The sequence below is a fragment of the Paenibacillus popilliae ATCC 14706 genome (assembly GCF_000315235.1).
GTDB classification, from domain to species: Bacteria; Bacillota; Bacilli; order Paenibacillales; family Paenibacillaceae; genus Paenibacillus_B; species Paenibacillus_B popilliae.
In genome coordinates, this window is sequence record NZ_BALG01000016.1 from 25,501 (window position 1) to 48,949 (window position 23,449).

Sequence of the window (23,449 nt, forward strand, 5' to 3'; positions counted from 1 at the left end):
AGGAGGAGTCCATACATAGGTTAACCATATAACCATTTGGAGAAAGGGGGATTGTCCATGTTTTTAGCCGGAGCAGCCGATGCTGGCGCTAGCGGCGGGTTGTTAACCATGCTGCTGCCATTCGTTGCGATGTTTGCGGTGTTCTATTTCCTGTTGATCCGACCGCAGCAGAAGAAGCAGAAGCAGCGTAATTCGATGCTGGGTCAGTTGAAAAAAGGGGACAAAATCGTGACGATTGGCGGCCTTCATGGCACGATTATGGAGATTACCGACGACACCGTCGTTCTGCGTGTCAATGATGTTACGAAGATGACATTTGACCGCAATGCGATTAGCATGGTGGTCAATAGCGAGGAAGCCGCAAGTACGTCATCATAGTCTAGTCGCTTATTATCGAACCCGATTCATAATTATCATGCATAAAGCGATGTCTCGTCAGAGACATCGCTTTTTTATCGATTTTCAGATTTTCGAATCCGGATACGATTTCGTATACGCTTTGCTGCTGTGCGTGGACAGCTCTGTATTCCGCGAAGCCCGGACCCCGGCCCACTTCATTCCGAGATAAGAGGCTATCATTGCCAGTATCGTTCCCGCGATCATATCCGTCAGCCAATGAATGCCGAGGTAGAAGATCGAGAAGATGACGATGAGGGCGCTGATCGAGGTGAAGATTGCCCAACGTCGGTTGCCCGATTGCGACGCGAGCAGCGCAACCGTCACGGATATCGACGTATGCAAGCTAGGGAAGCAGTTATCCAATCCGGATAATTGCCGATAGTTCTCTTCGAAGGACGGAAACACGTCGAGCATGCGGAACTCTACGGCAGCCGGCGGATATGACCATACTTCGTTCACCGGGAAGAACAGATAGAACGGGATGGCTACCGCGTAATTCATGATAACCGCATAGCATACCGCCCGCGCCATACGAAGATGATCCTTCACGATATAGATGGCGATGGATCCGACAACAAGCGACTGGAAGACAACAATATAAAAAAAGGCGACGACCTGGGTAAGAAGCGGATGATGGAACAGCTTCTGAATGCTGTGTACGAATTGACCTTCCAACTGATGAATATGGGAAGTAAAATCCCAGTTGATGGCCAGCGCTTTCTCGACGGTCAGCTCTAAGTTATTTACGAGCAGGATAAGTATGAGGCCGATAAAAGCGAATAAGAAAGAGCGGGATTGCCGCAATGCCTTGTAAAATGCAGCGACCAGAGCCAGCGGCTGCTTGCCCGATCCGAACCATAGCAGCAGGATAACGACCGCGATTGTCCATAACGTGACCGTCTGCATGGAGTGAAATAAGACCACAAATATCCCCCTAATAATTCCGGTAAACGGTTATTTCATTCCTTTAGTATATCATAAAGTGCAGGGGGGAACATACAGACCAGGCGACCATTTCTTGCCGCCAGTTGCGCGGTTGCGGAGGATTACTTCTTCCGGCTCATATTGACGCCGAATATGCCGCCGAGCGCGCCGCAGGCGCATGCCGCGGCAACGAGAATCAGTTTCTGGAAGGTGATGCCGGCATCCATGGCGAGAAAGCCGATAACGAGGATAAGCATTGCATAGAAAAAACCGGTCAGACCGCCGTAGTACCAGCCTCTGCGCCCGCTGCGCCGGCCTGCCGTCCAGCCCCCAATAACAAGAGCGATGATATGGACAAGATAAATATAGCCGAGCGTCTTGTCCTCATATGTAGAACTAGAGTAGAGCAGTACGGACAAGGCCAAGGCCCCCATGGCCATCCACATAAATGAATTGACGATGCCGGCCAATATGGGGTGATTCGGCTTCCATTGAGATACACGCTGCAATGCATTCATGATTGGAATTCTCCTTTCGGATTGAATTATCATTCCCGGCCGGGGATGGACAAAAATATTCGTAGTATAGATCGTATGGGCAAGCCGATAGAAATAGTACAAGGCATAGACGAAAAATATAGAACGGCGTTATAATGTGTGACAAGATATCGAATCCGTCATAGGAAGCCCAGATCCGAGTTGAAATTGTTGCGCAGAAAGGGATGGAATGACATGGGACATGATGCGTCGACATGGCAGGTTACGATTGCGGTAATCGTATTTCTTGTGACCTATGCCATTATTATTTCAGAAAAGATGAACCGGGCCATTATCGCCCTGCTAGGAGCAGTGGCGATGCTTGTGCTGCAAATCGTAGATGTGCATCGCGCGTTCACTGAGCATATCGAATGGAACACGATTTTCCTGCTGGTCGGGATGATGATACTCGTCGGGATTACGAACAAGAGCGGGATCTTCCAATATGCAGCCGTCAAGGCGGCACAGCGAACACAAGGCAGGCCGATCCGGATCCTGGTGATGTTAGCGGTCTTAACGGCGGTCGGTTCGGCTTTTCTGGATAATGTGACGACCGTACTGCTGGTTGTACCGATTACATTTTCCATTACCCGGATGCTCAATATCAATCCGGTTCCGTTTTTGATCACGGAAGTTATCGCTTCGAACGTGGGCGGCACAGCGACATTGATCGGCGACCCGCCGAATATTATGATTGGGTCTGCGAACCCGCATTTGACCTTCAATATGTTCTTGATCTATTTAGCGCCGGTCGTCGTGGTAATCATGGCTGTGGTGCTTGTCGTGCTCGTATTCATATACCGGAAGCAGTTGAAGGTAACGGACAGTCAGCGCCATGCCCTGATGCAGTTGTCGGCGGAATCGTATATTTCGGACAAGCGGCTCGTAAGGAAATCGGTGACGATCCTCGTATTGACGATCCTGGGATTTGTGCTTCACTCGGCCATTCATGTGGAGCCGGCGGTTGTCGCCATGGTGGGAGCTACGCTGCTGATGCTGATCGGCCTGAAGGGAGAAGAAGAGCTGGAAGAAGCGCTGCATCGGGTAGAATGGGTGACCATCTTGTTCTTCATCGGCCTATTTATTCTCGTAGGCGGACTGATTGAAGTCGGCGTCATCAATCAATTGGCCCAATGGATGTTGAGCGTCACGAGCGGCGATATGACGCGAACCGCCATGTTCGTGCTCTGGGGCTCGGGCATCGCGTCTGCGACGATTGACAATATCCCTTTTGTGGCGACGATGATTCCGCTTCTGCAGGATGTCGGGACCCAGTTGGGCATTACGGATCCGAACCAATTGAATCCGCTTTGGTGGTCACTGGCCTTGGGCGCTTGTCTGGGTGGCAACGGCACCTTGATCGGCGCATCGGCAAATGTGATCGTGGCAGGGATGGCGCAGCGCGAGGGACATGCCTTCAGCTACATGGATTTTCTCAAAATTGGGGCTCCGCTAACGCTGTTGTCGCTAGCGATTTCAACCGTCTACATTTTCCTGTTCATTCTCTAACCGTTCGCGATCCAAAGCGAACGGATGGGTACAAACCACTAATCGTAATGTAAGATGCAGGATGGGAACATTTCGATAAGAAAAAAGCTGCATGCCTCTCGCAGCACGGGGCCAGAATACACGTACTGGCACACCGAAAATGGCACCGGGAGGCGTTGCTAATGGAAGTCTGGACTCTCGTATTGCGCACGATCCTGATGTATATTGTTGTCTTCATCGTGCTTCGTCTGATGGGCAAAAGAGAGATCGGCAAGCTGTCCGTCTTCGATGTCGTCATCTCCATCATGATTGCGGAGATTGCGGTGTTTGTCATCGAAGACAGCAAAAAGCCGCTATGGCAAGGGCTTGTCCCGATCATCATTCTTATTATCATTCAGATCAGCGTGGCTTACATTGCCTTGAAAAGCCAATGGATAAGGCATCTGTTCGATGGCAAGCCAAGCATTATCATCAAGAACGGCCAGCTTGACCGCTCAGAGATGGCCCGGCAGCGGTACAATCTCGACGATCTGATGCAGCAGCTCCGTGAGCAGGGAGTGGACAATATCGGCGGTGTTCGCTATGCGATACTGGAGGCAAACGGCAAACTAACCGTGTTCCTGAAGCAGGGCGCGGACACGTCGCCCGCCCAGGAAGCCCAGAATGGCGCCCAGCAATCGGGCGGCATGTTGGAAGAGAATGATACTGGGGATGCAAAAGGTCCCGGTTTGCTTGCCGTTGGCGGCAGTTCGTCCTCCTCGTTGGGGGGCGGAAAGCGGGGGAAGAAGACAGGCCCCGCCCTGCGCAAGCCGGAGCGTTATCATTTCACGGCATTGCCGTTGCCGCTAATTATGGATGGCAAAGTGCAGGATCATAACCTGTCGACCATCAATAAGACGCGCTTCTGGTTGAAAAACCAGCTTACCCTGAAAGGCGTCACTGAATTTAAAGACGTTTTTTTCTGTTCTATCGATCATCGGGGCTATTTATTCGTGGATCGGAAGCAAAAATAGGGACAACCGGAAGCTTATTTGCGATGCGGCTTCGTAGGTAGCCATTGCCGAAGCCGCGGAAGCCGCGTCACATCATCCCGGTCGATGATTCCCATCATGATGAGCAGCAGCAGATAAACAATGACCCCTGCCGTCCCCGCAGCGATGAAGCGAAGCAGACCACTGTAGCCTTCCGGCAGCAGCGCACGCATATAGAGCGCCTGAATGCAGCCTGCCATAATCAACATGGCCGATCCCACCTTGATCAAATCGAGCCACGGTATCTGCAGATGAAGATGGCGGATGACGCTCACCGTATGAAGCAGCGTGACGACCACAACATTCATGCATATCGCGATAATCGCTCCGTAAATGCCCAATTGAGGTTGAGACGCCAACTGAATAATGAGCAGAAGCTTCAGGGCGGCTCCGATGAATGTATTCACAAGGGCGGTTCCTGGGCGCTCAAGGGCCTGCAGCGCAGCTTGAAGCGGCGCCTGCAAGTAGATGAAGACCGCGATTGGAGCCATCCACCGCAGCATTGGAGCGACGCTGGGATCGTTATAGAGCAGGACGCACAGCGGAAGCGCGAGTACGAACATGATGACGGCGAAGGGAGCGCCGCATACGAGCGCCAGCCGGATCGCCTGGTATATCCGCTTGTGAATCATGCGTATGTCATTGCGGCCGAGCGCCTCGGATAATGAAGGCACGAGAGAGACGGCGAGGGAGTAGGTCAGCGCCCCAGGCAGCGTCAAAATCGGGATAATCATGCCCTGAAGAGCGCCATACTGCGCCGTGGCGATCGCGGTGAGAACACCGGCCGCCGCCAGGCTGCGCGCGATCGCAATCGACTCCAGAAGGTAGGACAACGAGCCGATAAGCTTGCCTCCCGTTACGGGTAACGCAATGCCGAGCAAGCGGGAAGCTATCTTGTGCGCCCCCCCATGCTCCGGCAGATGTAGTGAAGCCGGAGCGCCGTCCGCCGCGCCGTTTTCCTTCTGCTTGCGCGCGGAGCGCATTAGGAAGATGAGGACGATCAGCCCTCCGAGCTCGCCTACGACGACGCCGCCCATGGCGCCCGCTGCCGCCCATTCCAACCCATAGGGAAGGAACAGATAGGCGAAGCCGATGACCGCCACGCTGCGGATGAACGTCTCGGTCACTTGGGAGACGGCGGTCGGCACCATATTTTGCATGCCTTGGAAGTAGCCGCGCAGCACCGCGGAGATGGCAACCATGATGATAATTGGCGTCATGACAAGGAGCGTATAGTACACCCGGGTATCGGTTAGAACGAGGGATGTCATCCATGGCGCGAGCATGAGATAGGCGGCGGAGAAGACGATGCCCGCACTGACAGTCAGCTTCATGGCGACCGATAATATGCGGCGCACACGGGCCCGATCCCCAACAGAGTCTGCCTCGGCGATCAGCTTCGCTACGGCGAGCGGAACACCGCCTGTAATTAACGTAATGATGACGAGCAGGAAGGGGTAGCCGAGCTGATAGATTCCTACTCCTTCCGCCCCGATGATCCGCGGAAGAGTAACGCGCGGAATGAACCCGAGTATGCGATTCAAAATGCCTGCGGCCAATAAAATCAGCGTTCCCTGTATAAATGACTGCTTCTTCACGTTCCGATCATCCCTCTTCCCTGCGGACTTGTCTACCTGATATAACCATAAATATGCGGTTGTCCCCATTCCATGACGATTGGCTTGTGCCGATGGAAAAGGAAGGTCAGAAGAGGCAAGGATTGCTATGGGGCGTGAAGCAGGAATTGAGTGAAGGAGCGCGAATAATAGATAGACACAAAAAAGGAGTGAGCGGCGTGTCTGAGCCATGTACGGAGCAGGAGCGGATCGATGCGATCAAAATGTGCTGTGAGAGCAAGGCGGAGGAACTCAGGCTGCTCGGCTACGAGCAGGTAACGGGGAAGGATGTGTGGGAGTGCGTCAGTGCCAAGTATAACAAAGAAGGCGCTGAGCCGGCCATGTATCAGGTCGTCAATGATATTTTGTCTTTGAAAGCAACGCAATTCATGAACTTTATGACGATGGCGGCTTATCGCGGGTCTCCCTTTTTATAAGGCGAGATTTTTTTATGTTATGATCACACAAAAATTGACTCGAAAAATGACGGTCGATATAATAGGAATATTGAAAAGGAAAAAGAAAGGGGAATAGGGACGATATGAAAAGGGTGTTCGCATTTCTGCTCATCGTTGTCGTATCGCTAGGTGTCATTGTCTGGACTAGCCCTTCGATCGTCAACAACATACGTCTTGGACTCGATCTCAAGGGGGGCTTCGAGATTTTATACCAGGCCTCTCCGCTGGAATCGGGCGGGCAAGTAACGAACGATGCGCTTAAACAGACTGCCAAAAGTCTGGATAAACGGATTAACGCAACCGGTACGAGCGAACCGGAGATTACGATCGAAGGTACGGACCGGATCCGCGTCAAGATTGCGGACGTTCAGAACGAGGAAGAGGTGCGGAAGAAGCTGAAAGAGCCGGCTGTTCTTACGTTCCGCAGCTCTGAAGGCTGTGAGGATGCGTCCGATTACTGCAAGATTGAACTGAAAGGAACGGACTTCGTCGAGGGCGGAGCGAGCGTCGTATATGACGAGTTGCAGCGTCCGATCGTATCGATTAAGTTGAAGGATGCAAGCAAATTCGCCGAAATTACAAAACGTCTCGCCGGTTTGTATGATCCGGATATGACGAAAGCGCGCAACCGTCTGGCGATTTTTATGGATGACACCCTCATCTCCGATCCGTCCGTCAATAATGAGATACCAGGCGGGGAAGCGACGATTACCGGCCAGAGCACGAAGGAGGAAGCGAACGAGCTGAAGGATATGATTAATCTCGGCTCCTTACCGCTTAAGCTAACCGAGAAGTACTCGCAGACCGTAACAGCTACGCTTGGCAAGATGTCGCTGGAGCAGACAGTGAAGGCCGGACTAATCGGCACGGCGCTGATTCTGTTATTTATGCTTGTCATCTACCGCCTGCCTGGCGTCATTGCCAGCTTCTCGCTGATTTTGTTTACATGGATTCTGCTGATTGTATTCTGGCTGTCCGAGATTACGCTGACGCTACCGGGCATTGCGGCTTTCATCCTCGGCCTCAGCATGGCCGTCGACGCGAATATTATTACGTTTGAACGGATCAAGGAGGAACTGCGCAGCGGCAAGTCGATCAAATCCGCGATGAAGGCAGGCTCCAAGAACTCGTTCCGGACGATTATGGACGCGAACATTACGACGATTATTGTCGGCGTCGTCATGTACATTTTGGGTGAGAGCCAAGTCAAAGGATTTGCGCTTATCCTAATGATGACCGTTATCGTCAGTATTTTCACGAACGTATTCCTCTCCCGCGTCATGCTGCATGCGCTGGCCAAAGCGAATGTGCTGGCCAAACCGGGATACTTCGGCGTGAAGGAGAGTGAAATCCGTGCGCTCTAAAGGAACGTTTAACTTTGTTCATTCAAGCAAATACTTCTTTATTTTCTCTATCATCATTACGATTGTCGGCGCGATCTCGCTTAGCGTCCTCGGTTTGAACTACGGGGTAGACTTCAGCTCGGGCACGAACGTAGACATTACGCTCACGAAGCCGGTGGAGAGAGCCCAGGTCGAGCAAATGCTCGCTCCGTACCAATTGAAGAAGGAGCCGACCATTACGATCGGCAGTGACCGGATGACGGTCCGGTTCACGGAAGTGCTGACCGAGCAGATGGAGAACCAGTTCAAGGCTGATTTCAAACAGCTGGATGCGGGCGCTTCCTTCGAAATCAGTACGGTCGATGTCGAGATTGCACGCGAGCTGCAGCGCAATGCCTTGCTCGCGGTCCTGATTGCGAGCATGGGCATCATTATTTATATCAGCATCCGCTTCGAATGGCGCTTCGCTATCTCGGCGGTCATCGCTTTGCTGCATGATGCGTTTATGGTTATCAGCATATTCTCGATATTCCGGCTTGAGGTCAATCTGCCGTTCATTATCGCGGTGCTGACCATCATCGGGTATTCCATCAACGATACGATCGTTATCTTTGACCGGATTCGCGAGAATATGAGATTTGCCAAGATCAAAAATATGCAGGACTTGTCCCACCTCGTGAACGACAGTATTTATCAGACGCTGACCCGTTCCATCAATACGGTCTTGACCGTTCTCGTGGCGGCCCTCTGTCTGTTTATTTTCGGAAGCGAGTCGATTCGCATGTTCTCGCTGGCCATTCTGATCGGCTTGGCATTCGGCGCTTATTCGTCCATCTTCATCGCGAGCCCGCTGTGGGCCGTATTGAAGAGCAAGGAGAAGAACAAGCCCAAGTCTCCGGCGAAGCCGAAGCAGGCGTAACCGCCAACTTCAAGCCGAAGAATGGGGCGGCAATGGAGCGATACCCTGCTTGGCTTCTCTGCCGCAGCCTGCGGGCGAGCATAAAGATGAAGCCGCGTCAGTATGCTGACGCGGCTTTGATGTTGCAAGCAAGAACATACCAATGGACCATGTTCTTCATCATGAAGAAGAAAATAAAATCAGTGTAAATCAAAAATCATGTAATGCAGCGTTTGGGGGAGAGTCTGACGCTGCTGCAATGAGGATGTTAAAGGAAGTGGGAGGATGCTTCATCCACGCTCCCGGTGGATCTGTTCTGACGTGCCGGATTCCGATATCGAGCAGTTGGCCCAGGAAGCCCGGGTCTCGAAGCTGGTTGCCCGTATGCTGGCTGTACGGGGGATTTCAGACACAGAGCAAGCGCACCGGTTTTTGCATGCGGATATTGATGAGATGCACGATCCGTATTTATTGGCAGGAATGGAAGACGCGGTGGTCCGAATCCGAACAGCGCTTGCGACCCGCGAACGCATTCGCATTTATGGCGATTACGATGCGGACGGAGTCTCGAGCACATCGCTGATGATTTATTTGATGCGCCACTTGGAGGCGGATTTCGATTATTATATCCCGCACCGGGCGAACGAAGGGTACGGGCTGAATAAGGCCGCGTTGGAAGACGCGCGGGCTCGCGGCGTCACTCTCGTCGTGACGGTCGACACCGGGATCAGCGCCGTAGAGGAAATCGCCTATGCGCGCGAGCTCGGAATCGATATCGTGGTGACCGATCACCATGAGCCTCCAGAGCAGCTTCCGGACGCCTGCGCCCTAGTAAATCCGAAGCTGCCTTATTGCCCTTATCCGTTCAAAGGGCTGGCCGGTGTCGGGGTGGCCTTCAAGCTGGCGCACGCGCTGCTCGGGCGGATTCCCGAGGAGTGGCTGGAGCTGGCCGCCGTCGGCACTGTCGCCGATCTGATGCCTCTGCTGGATGAGAACCGCATTCTTGTGCGTGCGGCCCTGCAGCGGATGAAGCGTTCCCGCTATGCCGGGATTCGGGCGCTGCTACAAGTATGCAGCATCGATCCGAAGGAAGTGACGTCGACGCATATCGCCTTCTCGATGGCTCCGCGAATCAATGCAAGCGGCCGGCTCGATCATGCCGACATCGCGGTTCAATTGCTGATGGCGGAAGACGACGCGGAAGCTGAGGCGCTCGCATGGGAGCTGGATCGGTTGAATAAGGAGCGGCAGAAGATTGTCGACGGTATCGTCAAAGAAGCGGAAGCGCAGTTGGCGGAGCAGATGGAGGATACGGGCGAGCCTCCCCCTGTCATCGTATTGGCCGCGGAGGGCTGGAATGTCGGCGTCATCGGGATCGTCGCTTCCAAAATACTCGAAAAATATTACCGTCCGACCTTTGTGCTGGGAATCGACGGCGAGACGGGATGGTGCAAAGGCTCGGCCCGTTCGATCCCGGGCTTCGATCTATACGAGGCCATACAGGCTTGCGGGGAGCTGTTCGAGCATTATGGCGGTCATCAGGCCGCGGCCGGCATGACGATTCAGGCAGATAAGCTCGCGGAGCTGAAGCGGCGCCTGCAAGAGATTGCCGAGGGAATACTGACAGAGGAGCACTTCGTTCCTTGTGTTGAAGTAGACGCGGAATGCGGCTTGAATGAGATTCCACTGGAAGTGATAGACCAGATGGAGCAATTGGCCCCGTTCGGCATGGGCAATCCGAGCCCACGGGTCGTCATCCGCAACGCGCGGGTGCGCGAGATCCGGACGATGGGTAAGGAAGGCCAACATTTGAAGTTGATGTTGAGCCAAGACCGTGCTACATTGGATGCGGTAGCTTTTCACCGGGGGGGCTTGGCCCGAAGGATTGCGAGTGACGTGAAGGCGGATGTGCTGGGCGAGTTGTCCGTCAATGAATGGAACGGCCGGCGCAGGCCGCAGTTGTTCATGCAGGATATCCGAATCCAGGAGCGGCAGCTGTTCGATTTACGGGGGATCCCGGAGGCTTGGGAGACGGTCGTCCAACTGGCGCGCATATTGGAGCAGGATGGAGACGGGGCAAGCGTTCTCGTTACGACCCGCGAACAGGCGGGCGTGCATGCTGCGGAATCGTTCGCGTGGCTGTACAGCGACGAGGAGGACGGACCGGCTGTCGTTCCGGGCGCATGGCAGGGAGACGAGTCGTTCGTCGCCGCGATGTCGGAGCGCGTTCGCGAGCTAGTGCTCTTCGGGATGCCGCCGTCGAAGCTGGAAATGAGGCGGTTGACGCGCCAGCTTCGCCATTTGGAACGACTGCATGTCGTGCTGCCGCGCGAACCGATCGGGGGGCGGCTTCATACGCCGACGCGCGATCGAATCAAGCGGGCTTATGCTGAATTAAGACGGGTACATACATGGACCAATGAACCCGAGCCGATGCGGTCGCTGGCCAAGCGCGTCAACTTGTCCCCGAGGGAATTTATGCTGCTGCTCGATATGTTTCAGGAACTGCAATTTTTATCTTGCACTCATCATAGACATACAACGACTTTCGAAATGGCGGCACAGCCGGCAAAGACCTTGTTGGAGGCTTCTCAATGTTACCGGGATTGGGTAGCCGCAGCCTCCTGGGAGCAGTGCTGGTATGAGCCAGCGACAGAGGAGTTTGCGGCATGGCTGTGGTCCTGCTGGGACGAAGACCGCGATGTTTCATTACTTAGGAGGAGTTCAGATGGATTTTAAATCGTATATTCGGGTCATTCCCGATTTTCCTCAGCCGGGAATCAGCTTCAAAGATATTACGACGCTGCTGAAGGACGGTTCGGCTTATCAGGCCGCGATCACCGCGATGAAGCAGATGGTCGAGGATAAGCAAATTGATCTGATTGCCGGTCCGGAGGCGCGCGGGTTCGTCGTGGGCGCTCCGCTTGCCTTGGCGATCGGGGCCGGATTCGTCCCGATTCGCAAGAGCGGCAAGCTGCCGGGCGAGACGATCGAAGCGGGCTATGCGCTGGAATACGGCAGCGACAAGCTGGCCATGCACAAGGATGCGATCAAGCCGGGGCAGAAGGTGTTGATTGCCGACGATCTGCTGGCAACCGGAGGCACGATCTCGACGGCCGTCAATCTGGTGCGCCAATTGGGCGGAGAAGTGGTCGGGGCGTTGTTCCTGATCGAACTGGGCGACCTGAACGGTCGCGCCAAGCTGCCGGATATTGATGTGCGTTCCCTGGTGACTTACGGATAGCCGTTAGAAGTGAAAAAAGGTCGAGCTAGGGTTTCTATTATTTCCCGTACTCGACCTTTTTGCTTCATCGCTGCCCATTTTGGCAAATTGTGGGCAAGGGTAGGCCACCCGACCTCGAGGCTGCGAAAAAACGATTTCTTTTTGTTTTACATTTTTGAGAAAAGGGGTGTCCCAGGTCATTTTCAGTGACTTTTGGTACACCTCCTTCTTGCATACATCAGGCTTGCTCGTTAGACCAGCCCAGCTTGTCAATGACGATGAAGAACAGATTGAGCATGATGCCGAGCACCGTGGCCAGCGCCATTCCTTTTAATTCAACAGCTCCCAGCTTCAAGGTGGCGCCGCTGATGCCGATGACGATGATAAGCGTCGTCAGCAGCAGATTTTTCGGCTTGCCGTAGTCGACCTTGGCATCGACCAGCACCCGCAGTCCGGATGCCGAGATGACCCCGAACAACAGCAGGGATACGCCGCCCATGACGGGAACCGGGATGTTGGCGATGAGGGCAGAGACTTTGCCGAAGAAGGACATGACTATGGCCATAACCGCTGCGCCGCCGATCACATATACAGAATAGACGCGGGTAAGCGCCATGACGCCGATGTTCTCCCCGTACGTCGTGTTCGGCGTGGAGCCGAGGAAGCCGGAGAAAATGGTCGAGAGCCCGTTGCCGAGCAGGGAGCGGTGAAGTCCCGGATTTTTGGATAGATCGCTGCCTATAATATTGCTAGTTACCATCAAATGGCCGATATGCTCCACAACGACGACCAGTGCCGCAGGCACAATAATGGCGATCGCCGTCCAGTTGAATTCAGGGAGCGTGAATGTCGGCATTTTGAACAGGGCGGCATCCCGGACTGATTCCATGTTGACCATCCCCATGAAATAAGCGACGACATAACCGGAAATAATACCGATGAGGACAGGAATAATTTTCAAGAATCCGCGGAAGAGCACGTTGCCGAGCACGGTCACGCCGAGCGTGACGCAGGCCAGCGTAATGGCCGTTGCATCAAGTCTGTCTCCCGGATTGGCTGGAATAAAGCCCGACATCCCGGCAGCGACCGGAACCAACTCGAGGCCGATGACCGCGACGATAGCCCCCATGGCGGCCGGCGGGAAGAGTATATCCAGCCAGCGAGTGCCGACCCACTTCACGATGAGCGCGACCGCCACGAAGATAAGTCCGCATACGATGAAGCCGGACAGCGCTTGGGCGTAGCTGCCGCCATTGCCGGTGAGAACGACCGTAACCGGCGAAATGAATGCAAAGCTCGATCCAAGAAAGGCAGGGATGAGTCCCCGGCACAGCAGAAGATAGAAGAGGGTGCCCAATCCGTTCATGAGCAGTACGATGCCTGGATCGACGTGGAACAGGTTCGGCACTAGAACGTTCGATCCGAACATGGCGAACATGTGTTGGATGCTTAGCAGCAGTCCGGGTCCGACAGCCAGTTTTTCATGTACTTGAATGTCGCGTTGCAAGTCGAATACACTCCTTTATATGTTATTGTTGTCATTGTCAAAATCCGTTTCTGGATAGTATCCCTTAGATCTAACTATATAATTAACATGCTATTCGGCCTATGATCGGGAAAGCCCAGGAAGACCATTGACGGGAGACACCGAATAAAGGCATAATTAAAGGATATAAATTTGTAGTCTGGCGGATATGCTCCCCGACTGAAGAAAGGAACCGAAACGACTCCAATGGGCATCGAGCATTTATTAGAGAAGGCCTCGGCGTATATGAAAGAATCGGATCTGGATCGCGTCCGCGAAGCGTATCTATTCGCGGAGCAGGCTCATTCGGGGCAGGTCCGGAAATCCGGCGAACCCTATATATTGCACCCTCTGGCTGTCGCCGACATCGTGGTGGGCATGCAGATGGATCCGACTTCAGTCGTAGCGGCGCTGCTGCACGATGTCGTGGAGGACACATCCGTCTCCCTGAAGGAAGTGCGCACCAAATTCGGAAATACATGCGCGATGCTGGTCGATGGATTAACGAAGCTCGAACGGATTCAGTTCCGATCCAAGGAAGAGCAGCAGAACGAGAATTACCGGAAAATGTTCGTGGCCATGGCCAATGACATCCGCGTTATCGTCATCAAGCTGGCGGACCGGCTTCACAATATGCGGACGCTGAAGTACCAATCGGAAGAGAGTCAACGGCGCATCGCCTATGAGACATTGGAAATCTTCTGTCCCATCGCCCATCGGCTCGGAATCTCGGCCATCAAGTGGGAGATGGAAGACATTGCGCTTCGCTATTTGAATCCGCAGCAGTATTACCGCATTGCCAACCTCATGCATAAGAAGCGTGCCGAGCGGGAGCAGTTTATTACCGACGTTATCGCGCGCATTCAGGAGAAGCTGGAGGAGATGGGCATCATCGCCGATCTGTCCGGCCGACCGAAGCATATATACAGCGTCTATAAAAAAATGACGGCCAGGAGCAAGCGGTTCAATGAAATTTACGATCTGCTGGCGATTCGCATCCTCGTCGATAATATCAAAGACTGCTATGCCACTCTCGGCATTATTCACACGCTATGGAAGCCGATGCCGGGCCGGTTCAAGGACTATATTGCGATGCCGAAGACGAACATGTACCAGTCGCTCCATACGACGGTCATCGGTCCGACGGGGGAGCCCACCGAGGTGCAGATTCGGACCTGGGAGATGCACCGCACGGCCGAGTACGGGATTGCGGCGCACTGGGCGTACAAAGAGGGCGGATTCCATTCGGGCAGCTTCGAAGAGAAGATGACGTTCCTGCGCGAAATTCTAGATTTACAGCAGGAGACGAACGACGCACAGGAATTTGTCGAATCGCTCAAAATGGATTTTTTCGCCGATTTGGTGTTTGTATTCACGCCCAAAGGAGAAGTCATCGAGCTTCCGGCCGGCTCTGTGCCGCTTGATTTTGCGTACCGCATCCATACGGAGGTTGGGAACCGGACCATTGGGGCGAAGGTGAATGGCCGCATCGTGCCGCTCGATCACCAGTTGAAGACAGGCGATATCGTCGAGATTTTGACGTCGAAGCATTCTTACGGGCCGAGCGCGGATTGGGTTAACATCGCGCAGTCGTCCCATGCGCGCTCCAAAATCAAGCAGTGGTTCAAAAAAGAGAAGCGGGAAGAGAACGTGCAAAAAGGACGCGAAGGAATCGAACGGGAATTGAAGCGACTGGGGCTGGAGCCGTCGGCCTGGATGAGCGACGACAAACTGCTCGAGGGCGCGAAGAAGTTCACCTTCAACGATATCGATGACATGATGTCCGCTATCGGCTTCGGCGGCATTACCGCCTCCCAGATCGTGACCCGCTTGACGGAAAAGCTGCGCAAGGAAACGGAAGAGGCCAACCAGATCGAATTGACCAACGAGGTCAAGGAAGTCAAGAAGGAACCGGAGCGTAAATCCAGGCCTGCCCATGGCGTCAAAGTAGAGGGCATCGACAATTTGCTCGTTCGCTTCGCCCGCTGCTGCAATCCAGTGCCTGGCGATGAGATCGTCGGGTACGTTACCCGCGGACGGGGCGTCTCGATCCACCGGGCCGACTGCCTGAATATCCCGACGACGATCGACGGGGAAGAGGCGGAACGGATTATCGATGTACAATGGGGTGATTCCCCTGAGGCGAATTACAGTGTTGACATCGAGATTACCGGCATGGATCGGAGAGGCTTTCTCAACGAGGTGCTACAGGCTGTTTCCGAGAGCAAGACGAATATCGCCGCCGTCTCGGGCCGTTCGGATCGCAATCGGCTGGCGATGATTCATATGACGATTCTCATCCGCAATACCGAACATCTCCAATCGGTGGTCGAAAAGATTAAGCGGGTGAAGGACGTGTATACGGTGCAGCGGATCATGCAGTAAGATCGCTGCACTTTTTTGGCGTGTTATAAGAAGTTTTGAACACTTCTTAAGTTCATGAGGCGAGTCAATAAGTAGTTTAATTGTTGCAGGAAGGATGATAAGTACGTATGCGAATCGTAGTTCAACGGTGCAAGGAAGCCGCCGTAACGGTTGAGACAGAGCTGGTCGGGAGCATCGGGCAAGGCTTGATGCTGCTCGTCGGCGTGACGCATGAGGATACGGAACAGGACGCGCACTGGGCGGCCGACAAAATTGCCGGGCTGCGCATCTTCGAGGATGAATCGGAGAAGATGAACCTGTCGGTACAGGAAATAGGCGGCGCGGTATTGTCCGTCTCGCAATTCACCCTGTACGGCGACTGCCGCAAAGGACGGCGTCCCAACTTCATGGCTGCCGCGCGGCCCGAACAGGCGGAGCGGCTCTATGACAGCTTCAATGAGCGGCTACGCGTACTGGGGCTCGTCGTCGAGACCGGCCGCTTCGGAGCGATGATGGATGTGCAGTTGGTGAACTGGGGGCCGGTCACGCTCATCGTGGACAGCCGGGAGTAGTCTACGGCAGACAAGCTTGCCCTCAGCCTGGGGAGCCGGAATAATTGATCGCCGATACGGCCCATACTAGGGAGGAACCCTAAGCGTGCTGCCCTGCCCGACCGGATGCTTCGCCTTGCATGCTGGACGGCCGGCAGCTATGGAAAGGAGCCTTATCGTGCGACAATCATTGCAGCAGCTCGCGATCCAGTACAGCACCTGGGCAGCCGTTCAATCAGTCAAGGAAGCGGTTGCACTCGCGCAGGAGGAGCAGGCCGAGCAGGACGCTCTTCGCCGCCAAGGTGCCAATGTAAAGCGATAGCCGCGGCCATTCGATGCCCGGTCTTCTTCCATGAGGAAGGGGCCGGGCATTGCTGGCTGGGGTGAATTTGGCATACAGGATGAGGATAGGGTGAAAAATACGATACCAGGACACGGCGAGGTGACGGAAGATGAAACGAATTCAGGCATATACGCGGACGGAGGACGAGGCGGAAACGCTGCGGACACAGCTTGTCGCAGCAGGCGCGACGAATATTGAGGTCGGGGAACGGGGAGGCCCGCTTGCCAGCAAGCAGATGCTGTTCGCTCCGTTCCTAACCGGCAATGCGAATGGCTCCGCTTATAGCGGTGGCGTATCGGCCGTAGGCCCGGGCGGCCTTGTGACGACGCGCGACAGCGGGCAAGAGGCCCCCGCCACGGACTTGACCAATAACGAAGGGGGGGCGGACATCGCGTCCTCCGAGCGGGTGGAGGCGCCTGGCGGGCTGCGCTATGTCGTCGCCGCCAAGGCGGATGAAGCGGTCTATGATGATGTCGTCCGGATGATCCACTTGAACGGCGGATATTTCGATCCGGGAGAAGAGGTATAGCAGCTTCACTTTATTTTGGAAAGTGAATATGATAGGATTAGGACTGTCGCCCGCCTGGATGGGCGCCCTTTTGGGACGAAGAGCCAACTTGGGCCGTGTTAGGGGGAGCTTGTAGGAAATGCGCTTGACATTAATCGCCAATGAAGCGGCGTTTGAACGTTCGCTGGTTCATATTGTTCAATTGTTTATCGAGCAGCCGGAGGTGTCGTTTCAGCTAAGCCTGCAACCGGAGACAGAGCGGGCGGAGGAAGCCGAGGCGGTCATCCGTCTCGCGCAGACCGAGCCGGAGGGCGGGTTGGCGCCCGCATCGTTCCCGCTCGCGTCCGCGGGCCGCGTTCGCGTCCGCGCGATGCTGGAGCGGAAGGACGGGCCTTCGCTGGAATCCGCCAATGAACGTTCGGTTCCGGAGGAAGCGACCTATGAGCAGTACCGCAAGCAGGTAAAGAATGCATTCTCCCATGCGCTGCTGCAGGTGCTGAGTGCATGGACCGGCATCGAGCAGCCATGGGGCATCCTGACCGGCGTCCGTCCGACGAAGCTGATGCATGATGCCCGGCGGCGCGGAATGTCACAGGACGAGGCGAAGAAGATGCTTCGCGAACAATATTTGATTACGGACAGCAAGATCGCGCTGATGGAACAGATTGTGGAACGGCAATTGACGGCCTTGCCCGATCTGGATCGGCTTCAGCACCAGGTAAGTATTTATCTCGGAATCCCGTTCTGTCCGACCAAATGCGCCTATTGCACCTTCACCGCGTACGATATTAACGGGCGTCAAGGCGCGGTCGAATCGTTCCTTGGCGGGCTTCACTATGAAATGCGCGAGGTGGGACGCTTCCTGAAGGAGCGGAATATTCTGATAACGACGATATACTATGGCGGCGGAACCCCGACCAGCATCACTGCGGAAGAGATGGACATGCTGTATGAGGAAATGGTGACCTCCTTCCCGAATGTGGAGCAGGTGCGGGAGATTACGGTCGAGGCGGGGCGCCCGGATACAATTACCCCGGAGAAGCTGGACGTGCTGCGGAAGTGGAATATCGACCGCATCAGCATTAATCCGCAGTCTTACATTCAAGAGACGCTTGATATTATCGGCCGCCATCACAGTGTGGAAGAGACCGTGGAGAAATACAAGTTAGCGCGTGAGCTCGGCATGAACAATATCAATATGGATCTGATTATCGGGCTGCCGGGGGAAGGGACGGCAGAGTTCGCCTACACGCTGCGGGAGACGGAACGGCTCATGCCGGAATCGGTGACGGTTCATACGCTCTCGTTCAAGCGCGCCTCCGAGATGACCCGCCACCGCAGCGCGGAAAAATTCAAGGTGGCCGACCGGGAAGAGGTCGAGCGGATGATGACGCTGGCGGCGGAATGGACGGTCGCACACGGCTATGTTCCGTATTATTTGTACCGCCAGAAAAATATCCTCGGCAACTTGGAAAACGTCGGTTATGCGATGCCGGGAGCCGAGAGTCTGTACAATATACTCATTATCGAAGAAATTCAATCGATTCTGGGCCTGGGCTGCGGCGCATCCTCCAAATGGGTGCATCCGCGAACCGGCGCGATAACGCGCTTCGCCAACCCGAAGGAACCGAAAGTATATCATGACAATGTTGTGGAAGTGACGCGCAAAAAAATAGAAATGATGGAGGAGTTGTTCAAAGAGGCCTAAAGGAAGCGTTTGCTTTTTTGTAATCTGTTTGTAATCTTTACTTCATGTTTTTTTAATATTGTCGCCCTATACTTAATGCATGACCCCCTTTTAAAATATATTCTGTTGCTGGACCTACATCTGATGTAGGTTTTTTTCTTGACTTTAGCATGTTACATCCTTACAATGTCATTATATTCCGACATAACAACCCGATTCAATGACGGGAACAAGTAACCCGCCCCACATGCGCAGAGAGAGGTTCCACGGCTGGAAGAACCTTGATGACGGACGGACGAAGGACATCCCCGAGAACCGGCGGCGAATTCCATTCGGAACGGAATGGATGTGTAGCCGTACGGCGCCTGACGTGCGTTATACGTAAATGAAGCGTGGGAAGCGATCCGGAGGCAGATGGGCCGGCAAGGAGAGCGGACGGCGGAATGTGGGTGGCACCACGGGTGATTGGATTTGACAACCAACTCTCGTCCCTTGGCAAATATTACATTTGCAGGGCGGGAGTTTTTTATTTTAGCACAGGCAGGAGGAGAAAGACCATGGCTTATCAGAAGCCGACAGGCACGCAGGATTTGCTGCCGGGCTCCGTCGAAATATGGCAGACGGTCGAGCACAAAGCCCGCGATCTGTGCCGTCGATTTAACTACAAGGAAATCCGCACCCCGATATTTGAACAGACGGAGCTGTTCGAGCGTGGCGTCGGTGAGACGACGGATATCGTGGAAAAAGAAATGTATACGTTCAAGGACAAGGGCGATCGCAGCATGACGCTTCGTCCAGAAAATACGGCAGGCGTCGTTCGCTCCTATGTGGAGAACAAGCTCTACGGCGATCCGGATGTGACGAAGCTGTATTATATCGGGCCGATGTTCCGCTATGAGCGGCCGCAGGCGGGACGCTACCGCCAGTTCCATCAATTCGGCGTGGAGGCGTTCGGAGCTGCGGATCCAAGCCTGGACGCGGAGATTATTGCGCTCGGGTATGAATTCATGAAGGAGGTTGGGCTGACCGGCGTCCGCGTGGAGATCAATTCGGTCGGCAACGTGCCGAGCCGCGCGGCTTACCGGGATCGTCTGCTTCAATTTTTGGAGCCGATGAAGGAATCGCTGTGCAAGGACTGTCAGTCCCGAATGGAGCGTAATCCGCTGCGCGTGCTCGATTGTAAGGTCGATCAGGACAAATTCGGCATTGCGCCTTCGATTCTGGATAGCCTAGATGAAGAGTGCGCGACGCACTTTGCCAAGATGAAGCAGTATTTGTCGGCGATGGGGGTTGAATATAAAGTGAACCACCGCCTTGTACGCGGACTCGATTACTATACGCATACGGCATTCGAGTACAAGGCGCAGGGCATCGGCGCTATCGACACGGTCGGTGGCGGCGGCCGCTACAACGGCCTGGTGGCGGATATCGGCGGGCCGGATCAGCCCGGTATCGGCTTTGGCATCGGACTCGAACGAATTGCGCTGCTGCTGGAGAAGCAGGGCGCCGATTGCAACGAGGCGTCGCCGCTCGATATTTATATGATCGGTCTCGGCGAGCAGGCGGAGGCCGAGGTGACGAAGCTGCTGCACGATCTGCGGCGCGAAGGACTGGCCGCCGAGAAGGATTACCAGAACCGCAAGATGAAGGCACAGATGAAATCGGCCGACCGCATGAAGGCGCGTTATGCCGGGATTCTGGGCGATGACGAGCTATCCCGGGGCGAGATCGCGCTGAAGGAGCTGGCCAGCGGGGAGCAGCGCTTCGTGCCGCTATCCGAATTGGCGCAGCAATTGAAGCAGGCTTAACCCGCTGAGGCGCCGCGTGCCGACAAGTGGCAGACGATGCAAGAACATAGATGAAGAATGATCGATATAGAGGAGAGTGGAGTTTATGATGTATAAGACGCATTCCTGCGGAGACATAACGAAGGCCCGCATCGGAGAGACGGTCACTTTGAACGGCTGGGTACAGCGCCGGCGGGATCTGGGAGGCGTATTGTTCGTCGATCTGCGTGACCGCACCGGGCTGGTGCAAATGGTATTCAACCCGGAATTTTCAAGCCGCGCCCATGAGATTGCCGATCGCTTGCGCAATGAATTCGTCGTGGCGGTAAGCGGGCAAGTCGTGTTGCGCGATGCGGAGACGGTCAATTCGAACTTGCCGACGGGGGATGTGGAAGTTCGCGTGACGGAGATTGAAATATTGAATGGAGCTAAAAACCCGCCGTTCTTTATTGAAGACGGCATTGAAATCGACGAGTCGCTTCGCCTGCGCTTCCGTTACCTGGACCTTCGCCGTCCGGAAATGCAGCGCACGCTGAAGCTGCGCTCCACAGCGTCGAAAGTGATCCGCGATTTCCTGGATGAGCAGGACTTCCTCGAAGTGGAGACGCCGATTCTGACGAAAAGCACGCCGGAAGGGGCGCGGGATTATCTCGTGCCGAGCCGCGTGCATGCGGGCGAATTTTTCGCTCTGCCGCAATCCCCGCAGTTGTTCAAGCAACTGTTGATGGTATCGGGACTGGAGCGTTACTACCAGATCGCACGCTGCTTCCGCGACGAGGATCTGCGCGCCGATCGCCAACCGGAATTCACGCAAGTCGATATCGAGACCTCCTTCCTGTCTGAGGAGCAGCTCCAGAGCATGATGGAGCAGTTGATGGTCCGCCTGTTCAAGTCGACGATCGGCATGGACATTCCGGCGCCGTTCCAGCGCATTACGTATCAGGAAGCGATGGAGAAGTACGGCTCGGATAAGCCGGATCTGCGCTTCGGCCTGGAACTGGTCGACGTCTGCGATCTCGTGGCGGACAGCGGCGTCAAAGTATTCGCCTCCGTCATCGAGAAGGGCGGCGTCGTCAAAGTGCTGAATGCCAAAGGCTGTGGCACGTGGAGCCGCAAAGACATCGATGATCTCGGGCCGTATGCGGCGCGCTACGGGGCCAAAGGCTTAGCATGGATTCAAGTGAAGGACGGCGAGTTCCGCGGGCCGATCGTCAAGTTCATGAGTGAGGAAGAGATCGCCGCCCTGCGTGAGCGGACGGACGCCAAGGACGGAGACCTGCTGCTCTTCTCCGCCGATACACGCAAGGTCGTATACGATGTGCTCGGCAACCTGCGCCTCTACATCGGCCGCAGACTGAATCTGATCGACGAGAGTGTATTCAAGTTCGCCTGGGTCGTCGATTTCCCGCTGCTGGACTATGATGAGGACGAGAAGCGCTATGTTGCGGCGCACCATCCGTTCACCCGTCCAAAAGACGAAGACCTGCATCTGTTCGATTCGGAACCGGGCCGAATCCGGGCCCAGGCGTACGACCTCGTGCTGAACGGCTACGAAGTCGGCGGCGGATCGCTGCGGATTTACAAGCGCGACGTGCAGGAGAAGATGTTCACGGCGCTCGGCTTCTCTCCGGAAGAGGCGCAAGAGAAGTTCGGCTTCCTGCTGAACGCGTTCGAATACGGCACGCCGCCGCATGGCGGGATCGCCCTCGGACTCGATCGTCTCATCATGCTGCTGGCAGGACGCACGAATCTTCGTGAGACGATCGCGTTCCCGAAGACGGCCAGCGCGGTCGATCTGATGATGGATGCGCCGAATGTCGTGGAGCCGACGCAATTGGAGCAGCTTCATATCAAATCGACCTTCAAGAAGAAAGACAAGAAAGAAGAGCAATAACACGCCCGCTGCTCCGAGCAGCTTGAACGAACGCCCCTTGCCGATCTATGCTATATAGCAGGCGGCTGGGGGCGTTGCCATGATAATCGGGCGATAGGCCCGCAGGAGGAATAGCTGATGTTGCATCAATTTTCGCGTACAGAATTAGCCATCGGCCCGGAAGGGCTGGACAAGCTGAAGAACAGTACCGTCGCCGTACTCGGCATCGGCGGCGTCGGCGGCAGCGCTGCGGAAGCACTGGCGCGCACGGGCATCGGGCGCATCATCCTGATCGACAAGGATGTCGTCGACATTACGAATGTGAACCGCCAGATTCACGCCTTGACGACGACGGTCGGACAGAAGAAGGCGGAGCTGATGCGGGAGCGGATGAAGCTTATCAATCCGGAGTGCGACGTCATCGCCTTGAATATGTTCTATACAGAAGAAACGTACGAGGAGCTGTTCGCCTACGATCTCGATTTTGTCGTGGACGCGTCGGACACGATCTCTTATAAAATTCACCTCATTAAGGAATGCTTGCGCCGCAACATCCCGATGATTTCAAGCATGGGGGCGGCCAACAAAATGGACCCGACGCGTTTCCAGGTGGCGGACATCTCGAAGACGTCGGTCGATCCGATCGCGCGCGTCATCCGGCAGAAGCTGCGCAAGGACGGCATCAACAAAGGAGTCAACGTCGTATTTTCGACCGAGGAGCCGTTAAAGCCGCGCGCTGACGTAACGGAGAAAATCGTTCCGGAGCAGGCGCCGGATATTCGCAAGGCGAAGCAGCCGCCGGCCAGCAACTCCTTCGTGCCGCCGGTGGCGGGGCTGATCATGGTCAGCGTCGTTGTCCGCGATCTGCTAGCTATGTTAGAATCACGGTGATGAA

The 23,449-nt window shown here is 55.0% G+C and carries 20 protein-coding genes; 16 read left to right on the plus strand and 4 right to left on the minus strand.

Annotated features, from left to right (window positions below):
- Positions 1-57: 57 nt before the first annotated feature.
- A complete protein-coding gene (yajC, locus tag PPOP_RS01280; RefSeq protein WP_006284187.1) occupies positions 58-378 on the plus strand; it encodes a preprotein translocase subunit YajC in 321 nt (106 codons plus the stop codon).
- Positions 379-462: 84 nt separating this feature from the next.
- Here yajC and PPOP_RS01285 read toward each other — a convergent pair whose 3' ends face one another.
- Together PPOP_RS01285 and PPOP_RS01290 are read right to left on the minus strand one after the other, a co-directional pair.
- A complete protein-coding gene (locus PPOP_RS01285) occupies positions 463-1,323 on the minus strand; it encodes a phosphatase PAP2 family protein (protein WP_006284188.1) in 861 nt (286 codons plus the stop codon).
- Positions 1,324-1,445: 122 nt separating this feature from the next.
- The gene (locus PPOP_RS01290) at positions 1,446-1,841 is read right to left on the minus strand and encodes a TIGR04086 family membrane protein (protein ID WP_006284189.1); all 396 of its coding nucleotides are present in this window, start codon (positions 1,839-1,841) and stop codon (positions 1,446-1,448) included.
- A 213-nt stretch (positions 1,842-2,054) separates the two neighbouring features.
- On the opposite strand from PPOP_RS01290, the gene PPOP_RS01295 reads away from it, so the two are divergent.
- Positions 2,055-3,368 (plus strand): ArsB/NhaD family transporter, encoded by a 1,314-nt coding sequence (locus PPOP_RS01295; RefSeq protein ID WP_006284190.1) that lies wholly within the window; start codon positions 2,055-2,057, stop codon positions 3,366-3,368.
- Positions 3,369-3,529: 161 nt separating this feature from the next.
- Positions 3,530-4,360 carry a DUF421 domain-containing protein gene (locus tag PPOP_RS01300; protein ID WP_006284191.1) on the plus strand — a complete coding sequence of 277 codons (831 nt, stop codon included), beginning with the start codon at positions 3,530-3,532 and terminating at the stop codon, positions 4,358-4,360.
- Between the two features lie 14 nt (positions 4,361-4,374).
- On the opposite strand, the gene spoVB is transcribed toward PPOP_RS01300, so the two are convergent.
- Positions 4,375-5,976: a stage V sporulation protein B gene (spoVB, locus tag PPOP_RS01305; RefSeq protein ID WP_042226933.1), complete on the minus strand. Its 1,602-nt coding sequence runs from the start codon at positions 5,974-5,976 to the stop codon at positions 4,375-4,377.
- A 242-nt stretch (positions 5,977-6,218) separates the two neighbouring features.
- On the opposite strand from spoVB, the gene PPOP_RS01310 reads away from it, so the two are divergent.
- The 5 genes from PPOP_RS01310 to PPOP_RS01325 all read left to right on the plus strand — a co-directional run bounded on the left by PPOP_RS01310 (position 6,219) and on the right by PPOP_RS01325 (position 11,937).
- Positions 6,219-6,431 (plus strand): post-transcriptional regulator, encoded by a 213-nt coding sequence (locus PPOP_RS01310; protein WP_199898929.1) that lies wholly within the window; start codon positions 6,219-6,221, stop codon positions 6,429-6,431.
- Between the two features lie 104 nt (positions 6,432-6,535).
- Positions 6,536-7,816 carry a protein translocase subunit SecD gene (secD, locus tag PPOP_RS19235; RefSeq protein WP_006284194.1) on the plus strand — a complete coding sequence of 427 codons (1,281 nt, stop codon included), beginning with the start codon at positions 6,536-6,538 and terminating at the stop codon, positions 7,814-7,816.
- Positions 7,806-8,714 (plus strand): protein translocase subunit SecF, encoded by a 909-nt coding sequence (secF, locus tag PPOP_RS19240; protein WP_006284197.1) that lies wholly within the window; start codon positions 7,806-7,808, stop codon positions 8,712-8,714. Before secD ends, secF begins: the two co-directional genes overlap by 11 nt.
- A 264-nt stretch (positions 8,715-8,978) precedes the next feature.
- A complete protein-coding gene (gene recJ / locus PPOP_RS01320) occupies positions 8,979-11,432 on the plus strand; it encodes a single-stranded-DNA-specific exonuclease RecJ (protein WP_006284199.1) in 2,454 nt (817 codons plus the stop codon).
- The gene (locus PPOP_RS01325) at positions 11,422-11,937 is read left to right on the plus strand and encodes an adenine phosphoribosyltransferase (protein ID WP_006284200.1); all 516 of its coding nucleotides are present in this window, start codon (positions 11,422-11,424) and stop codon (positions 11,935-11,937) included. The genes recJ and PPOP_RS01325 overlap by 11 nt, the downstream gene beginning before the upstream one ends.
- Positions 11,938-12,154: 217 nt before the next feature.
- Here PPOP_RS01325 and uraA read toward each other — a convergent pair whose 3' ends face one another.
- Positions 12,155-13,423 carry a uracil permease gene (uraA, locus tag PPOP_RS01330; protein WP_006284201.1) on the minus strand — a complete coding sequence of 423 codons (1,269 nt, stop codon included), beginning with the start codon at positions 13,421-13,423 and terminating at the stop codon, positions 12,155-12,157.
- Between the two features lie 225 nt (positions 13,424-13,648).
- Here uraA and PPOP_RS01335 point away from each other — a divergent pair, with 225 nt between their 5' ends.
- The 8 genes from PPOP_RS01335 to PPOP_RS01370 all read left to right on the plus strand — a co-directional run bounded on the left by PPOP_RS01335 (position 13,649) and on the right by PPOP_RS01370 (position 23,445).
- Positions 13,649-15,826 (plus strand): RelA/SpoT family protein, encoded by a 2,178-nt coding sequence (locus PPOP_RS01335; protein WP_006284203.1) that lies wholly within the window; start codon positions 13,649-13,651, stop codon positions 15,824-15,826.
- A 107-nt stretch (positions 15,827-15,933) separates the two neighbouring features.
- The gene (gene dtd, locus PPOP_RS01340) at positions 15,934-16,377 is read left to right on the plus strand and encodes a D-aminoacyl-tRNA deacylase (protein ID WP_042226937.1); all 444 of its coding nucleotides are present in this window, start codon (positions 15,934-15,936) and stop codon (positions 16,375-16,377) included.
- Between the two features lie 157 nt (positions 16,378-16,534).
- Positions 16,535-16,678 (plus strand): hypothetical protein, encoded by a 144-nt coding sequence (locus PPOP_RS23245; protein ID WP_199898928.1) that lies wholly within the window; start codon positions 16,535-16,537, stop codon positions 16,676-16,678.
- 130 nt (positions 16,679-16,808) lie between these two features.
- A complete protein-coding gene (locus tag PPOP_RS01350; protein ID WP_006284207.1) occupies positions 16,809-17,228 on the plus strand; it encodes a hypothetical protein in 420 nt (139 codons plus the stop codon).
- 118 nt (positions 17,229-17,346) lie between these two features.
- The gene (locus tag PPOP_RS01355) at positions 17,347-18,915 is read left to right on the plus strand and encodes a coproporphyrinogen III oxidase (RefSeq protein WP_006284208.1); all 1,569 of its coding nucleotides are present in this window, start codon (positions 17,347-17,349) and stop codon (positions 18,913-18,915) included.
- Between the two features lie 536 nt (positions 18,916-19,451).
- On the plus strand, positions 19,452-20,702 hold the full coding sequence (gene hisS / locus PPOP_RS01360) for a histidine--tRNA ligase (protein ID WP_006284210.1): 1,251 nt from the start codon (positions 19,452-19,454) through the stop codon (positions 20,700-20,702).
- 85 nt (positions 20,703-20,787) lie between these two features.
- Positions 20,788-22,575 (plus strand): aspartate--tRNA ligase, encoded by a 1,788-nt coding sequence (gene aspS / locus PPOP_RS01365; protein WP_042226939.1) that lies wholly within the window; start codon positions 20,788-20,790, stop codon positions 22,573-22,575.
- A 117-nt stretch (positions 22,576-22,692) separates the two neighbouring features.
- Complete coding sequence (locus PPOP_RS01370; RefSeq protein WP_006284214.1) at positions 22,693-23,445, plus strand: tRNA threonylcarbamoyladenosine dehydratase; 753 nt, start codon at positions 22,693-22,695, stop codon at positions 23,443-23,445.
- Positions 23,446-23,449: the final 4 nt, after the last annotated feature.

Coding starts and splice junctions, on each gene's coding strand:
- yajC (WP_006284187.1), top strand. CDS start 58: ATGTTTTTAGCCGGAGCAGCCGATGCTGGCGCTAGCGGCGGGTTGTTA.
- PPOP_RS01290 (WP_006284189.1), bottom strand. CDS start 1,841: ATGAATGCATTGCAGCGTGTATCTCAATGGAAGCCGAATCACCCCATA.
- PPOP_RS01295 (WP_006284190.1), top strand. CDS start 2,055: ATGGGACATGATGCGTCGACATGGCAGGTTACGATTGCGGTAATCGTA.
- PPOP_RS01300 (WP_006284191.1), top strand. CDS start 3,530: ATGGAAGTCTGGACTCTCGTATTGCGCACGATCCTGATGTATATTGTT.
- PPOP_RS01310 (WP_199898929.1), top strand. CDS start 6,219: ATGTGCTGTGAGAGCAAGGCGGAGGAACTCAGGCTGCTCGGCTACGAG.
- secD (WP_006284194.1), top strand. CDS start 6,536: ATGAAAAGGGTGTTCGCATTTCTGCTCATCGTTGTCGTATCGCTAGGT.
- recJ (WP_006284199.1), top strand. CDS start 8,979: ATGCTTCATCCACGCTCCCGGTGGATCTGTTCTGACGTGCCGGATTCC.
- PPOP_RS01325 (WP_006284200.1), top strand. CDS start 11,422: ATGGATTTTAAATCGTATATTCGGGTCATTCCCGATTTTCCTCAGCCG.
- PPOP_RS01335 (WP_006284203.1), top strand. CDS start 13,649: ATGGGCATCGAGCATTTATTAGAGAAGGCCTCGGCGTATATGAAAGAA.
- dtd (WP_042226937.1), top strand. CDS start 15,934: ATGCGAATCGTAGTTCAACGGTGCAAGGAAGCCGCCGTAACGGTTGAG.
- PPOP_RS01350 (WP_006284207.1), top strand. CDS start 16,809: ATGAAACGAATTCAGGCATATACGCGGACGGAGGACGAGGCGGAAACG.
- PPOP_RS01355 (WP_006284208.1), top strand. CDS start 17,347: ATGCGCTTGACATTAATCGCCAATGAAGCGGCGTTTGAACGTTCGCTG.
- hisS (WP_006284210.1), top strand. CDS start 19,452: ATGGCTTATCAGAAGCCGACAGGCACGCAGGATTTGCTGCCGGGCTCC.
- aspS (WP_042226939.1), top strand. CDS start 20,788: ATGATGTATAAGACGCATTCCTGCGGAGACATAACGAAGGCCCGCATC.
- PPOP_RS01370 (WP_006284214.1), top strand. CDS start 22,693: ATGTTGCATCAATTTTCGCGTACAGAATTAGCCATCGGCCCGGAAGGG.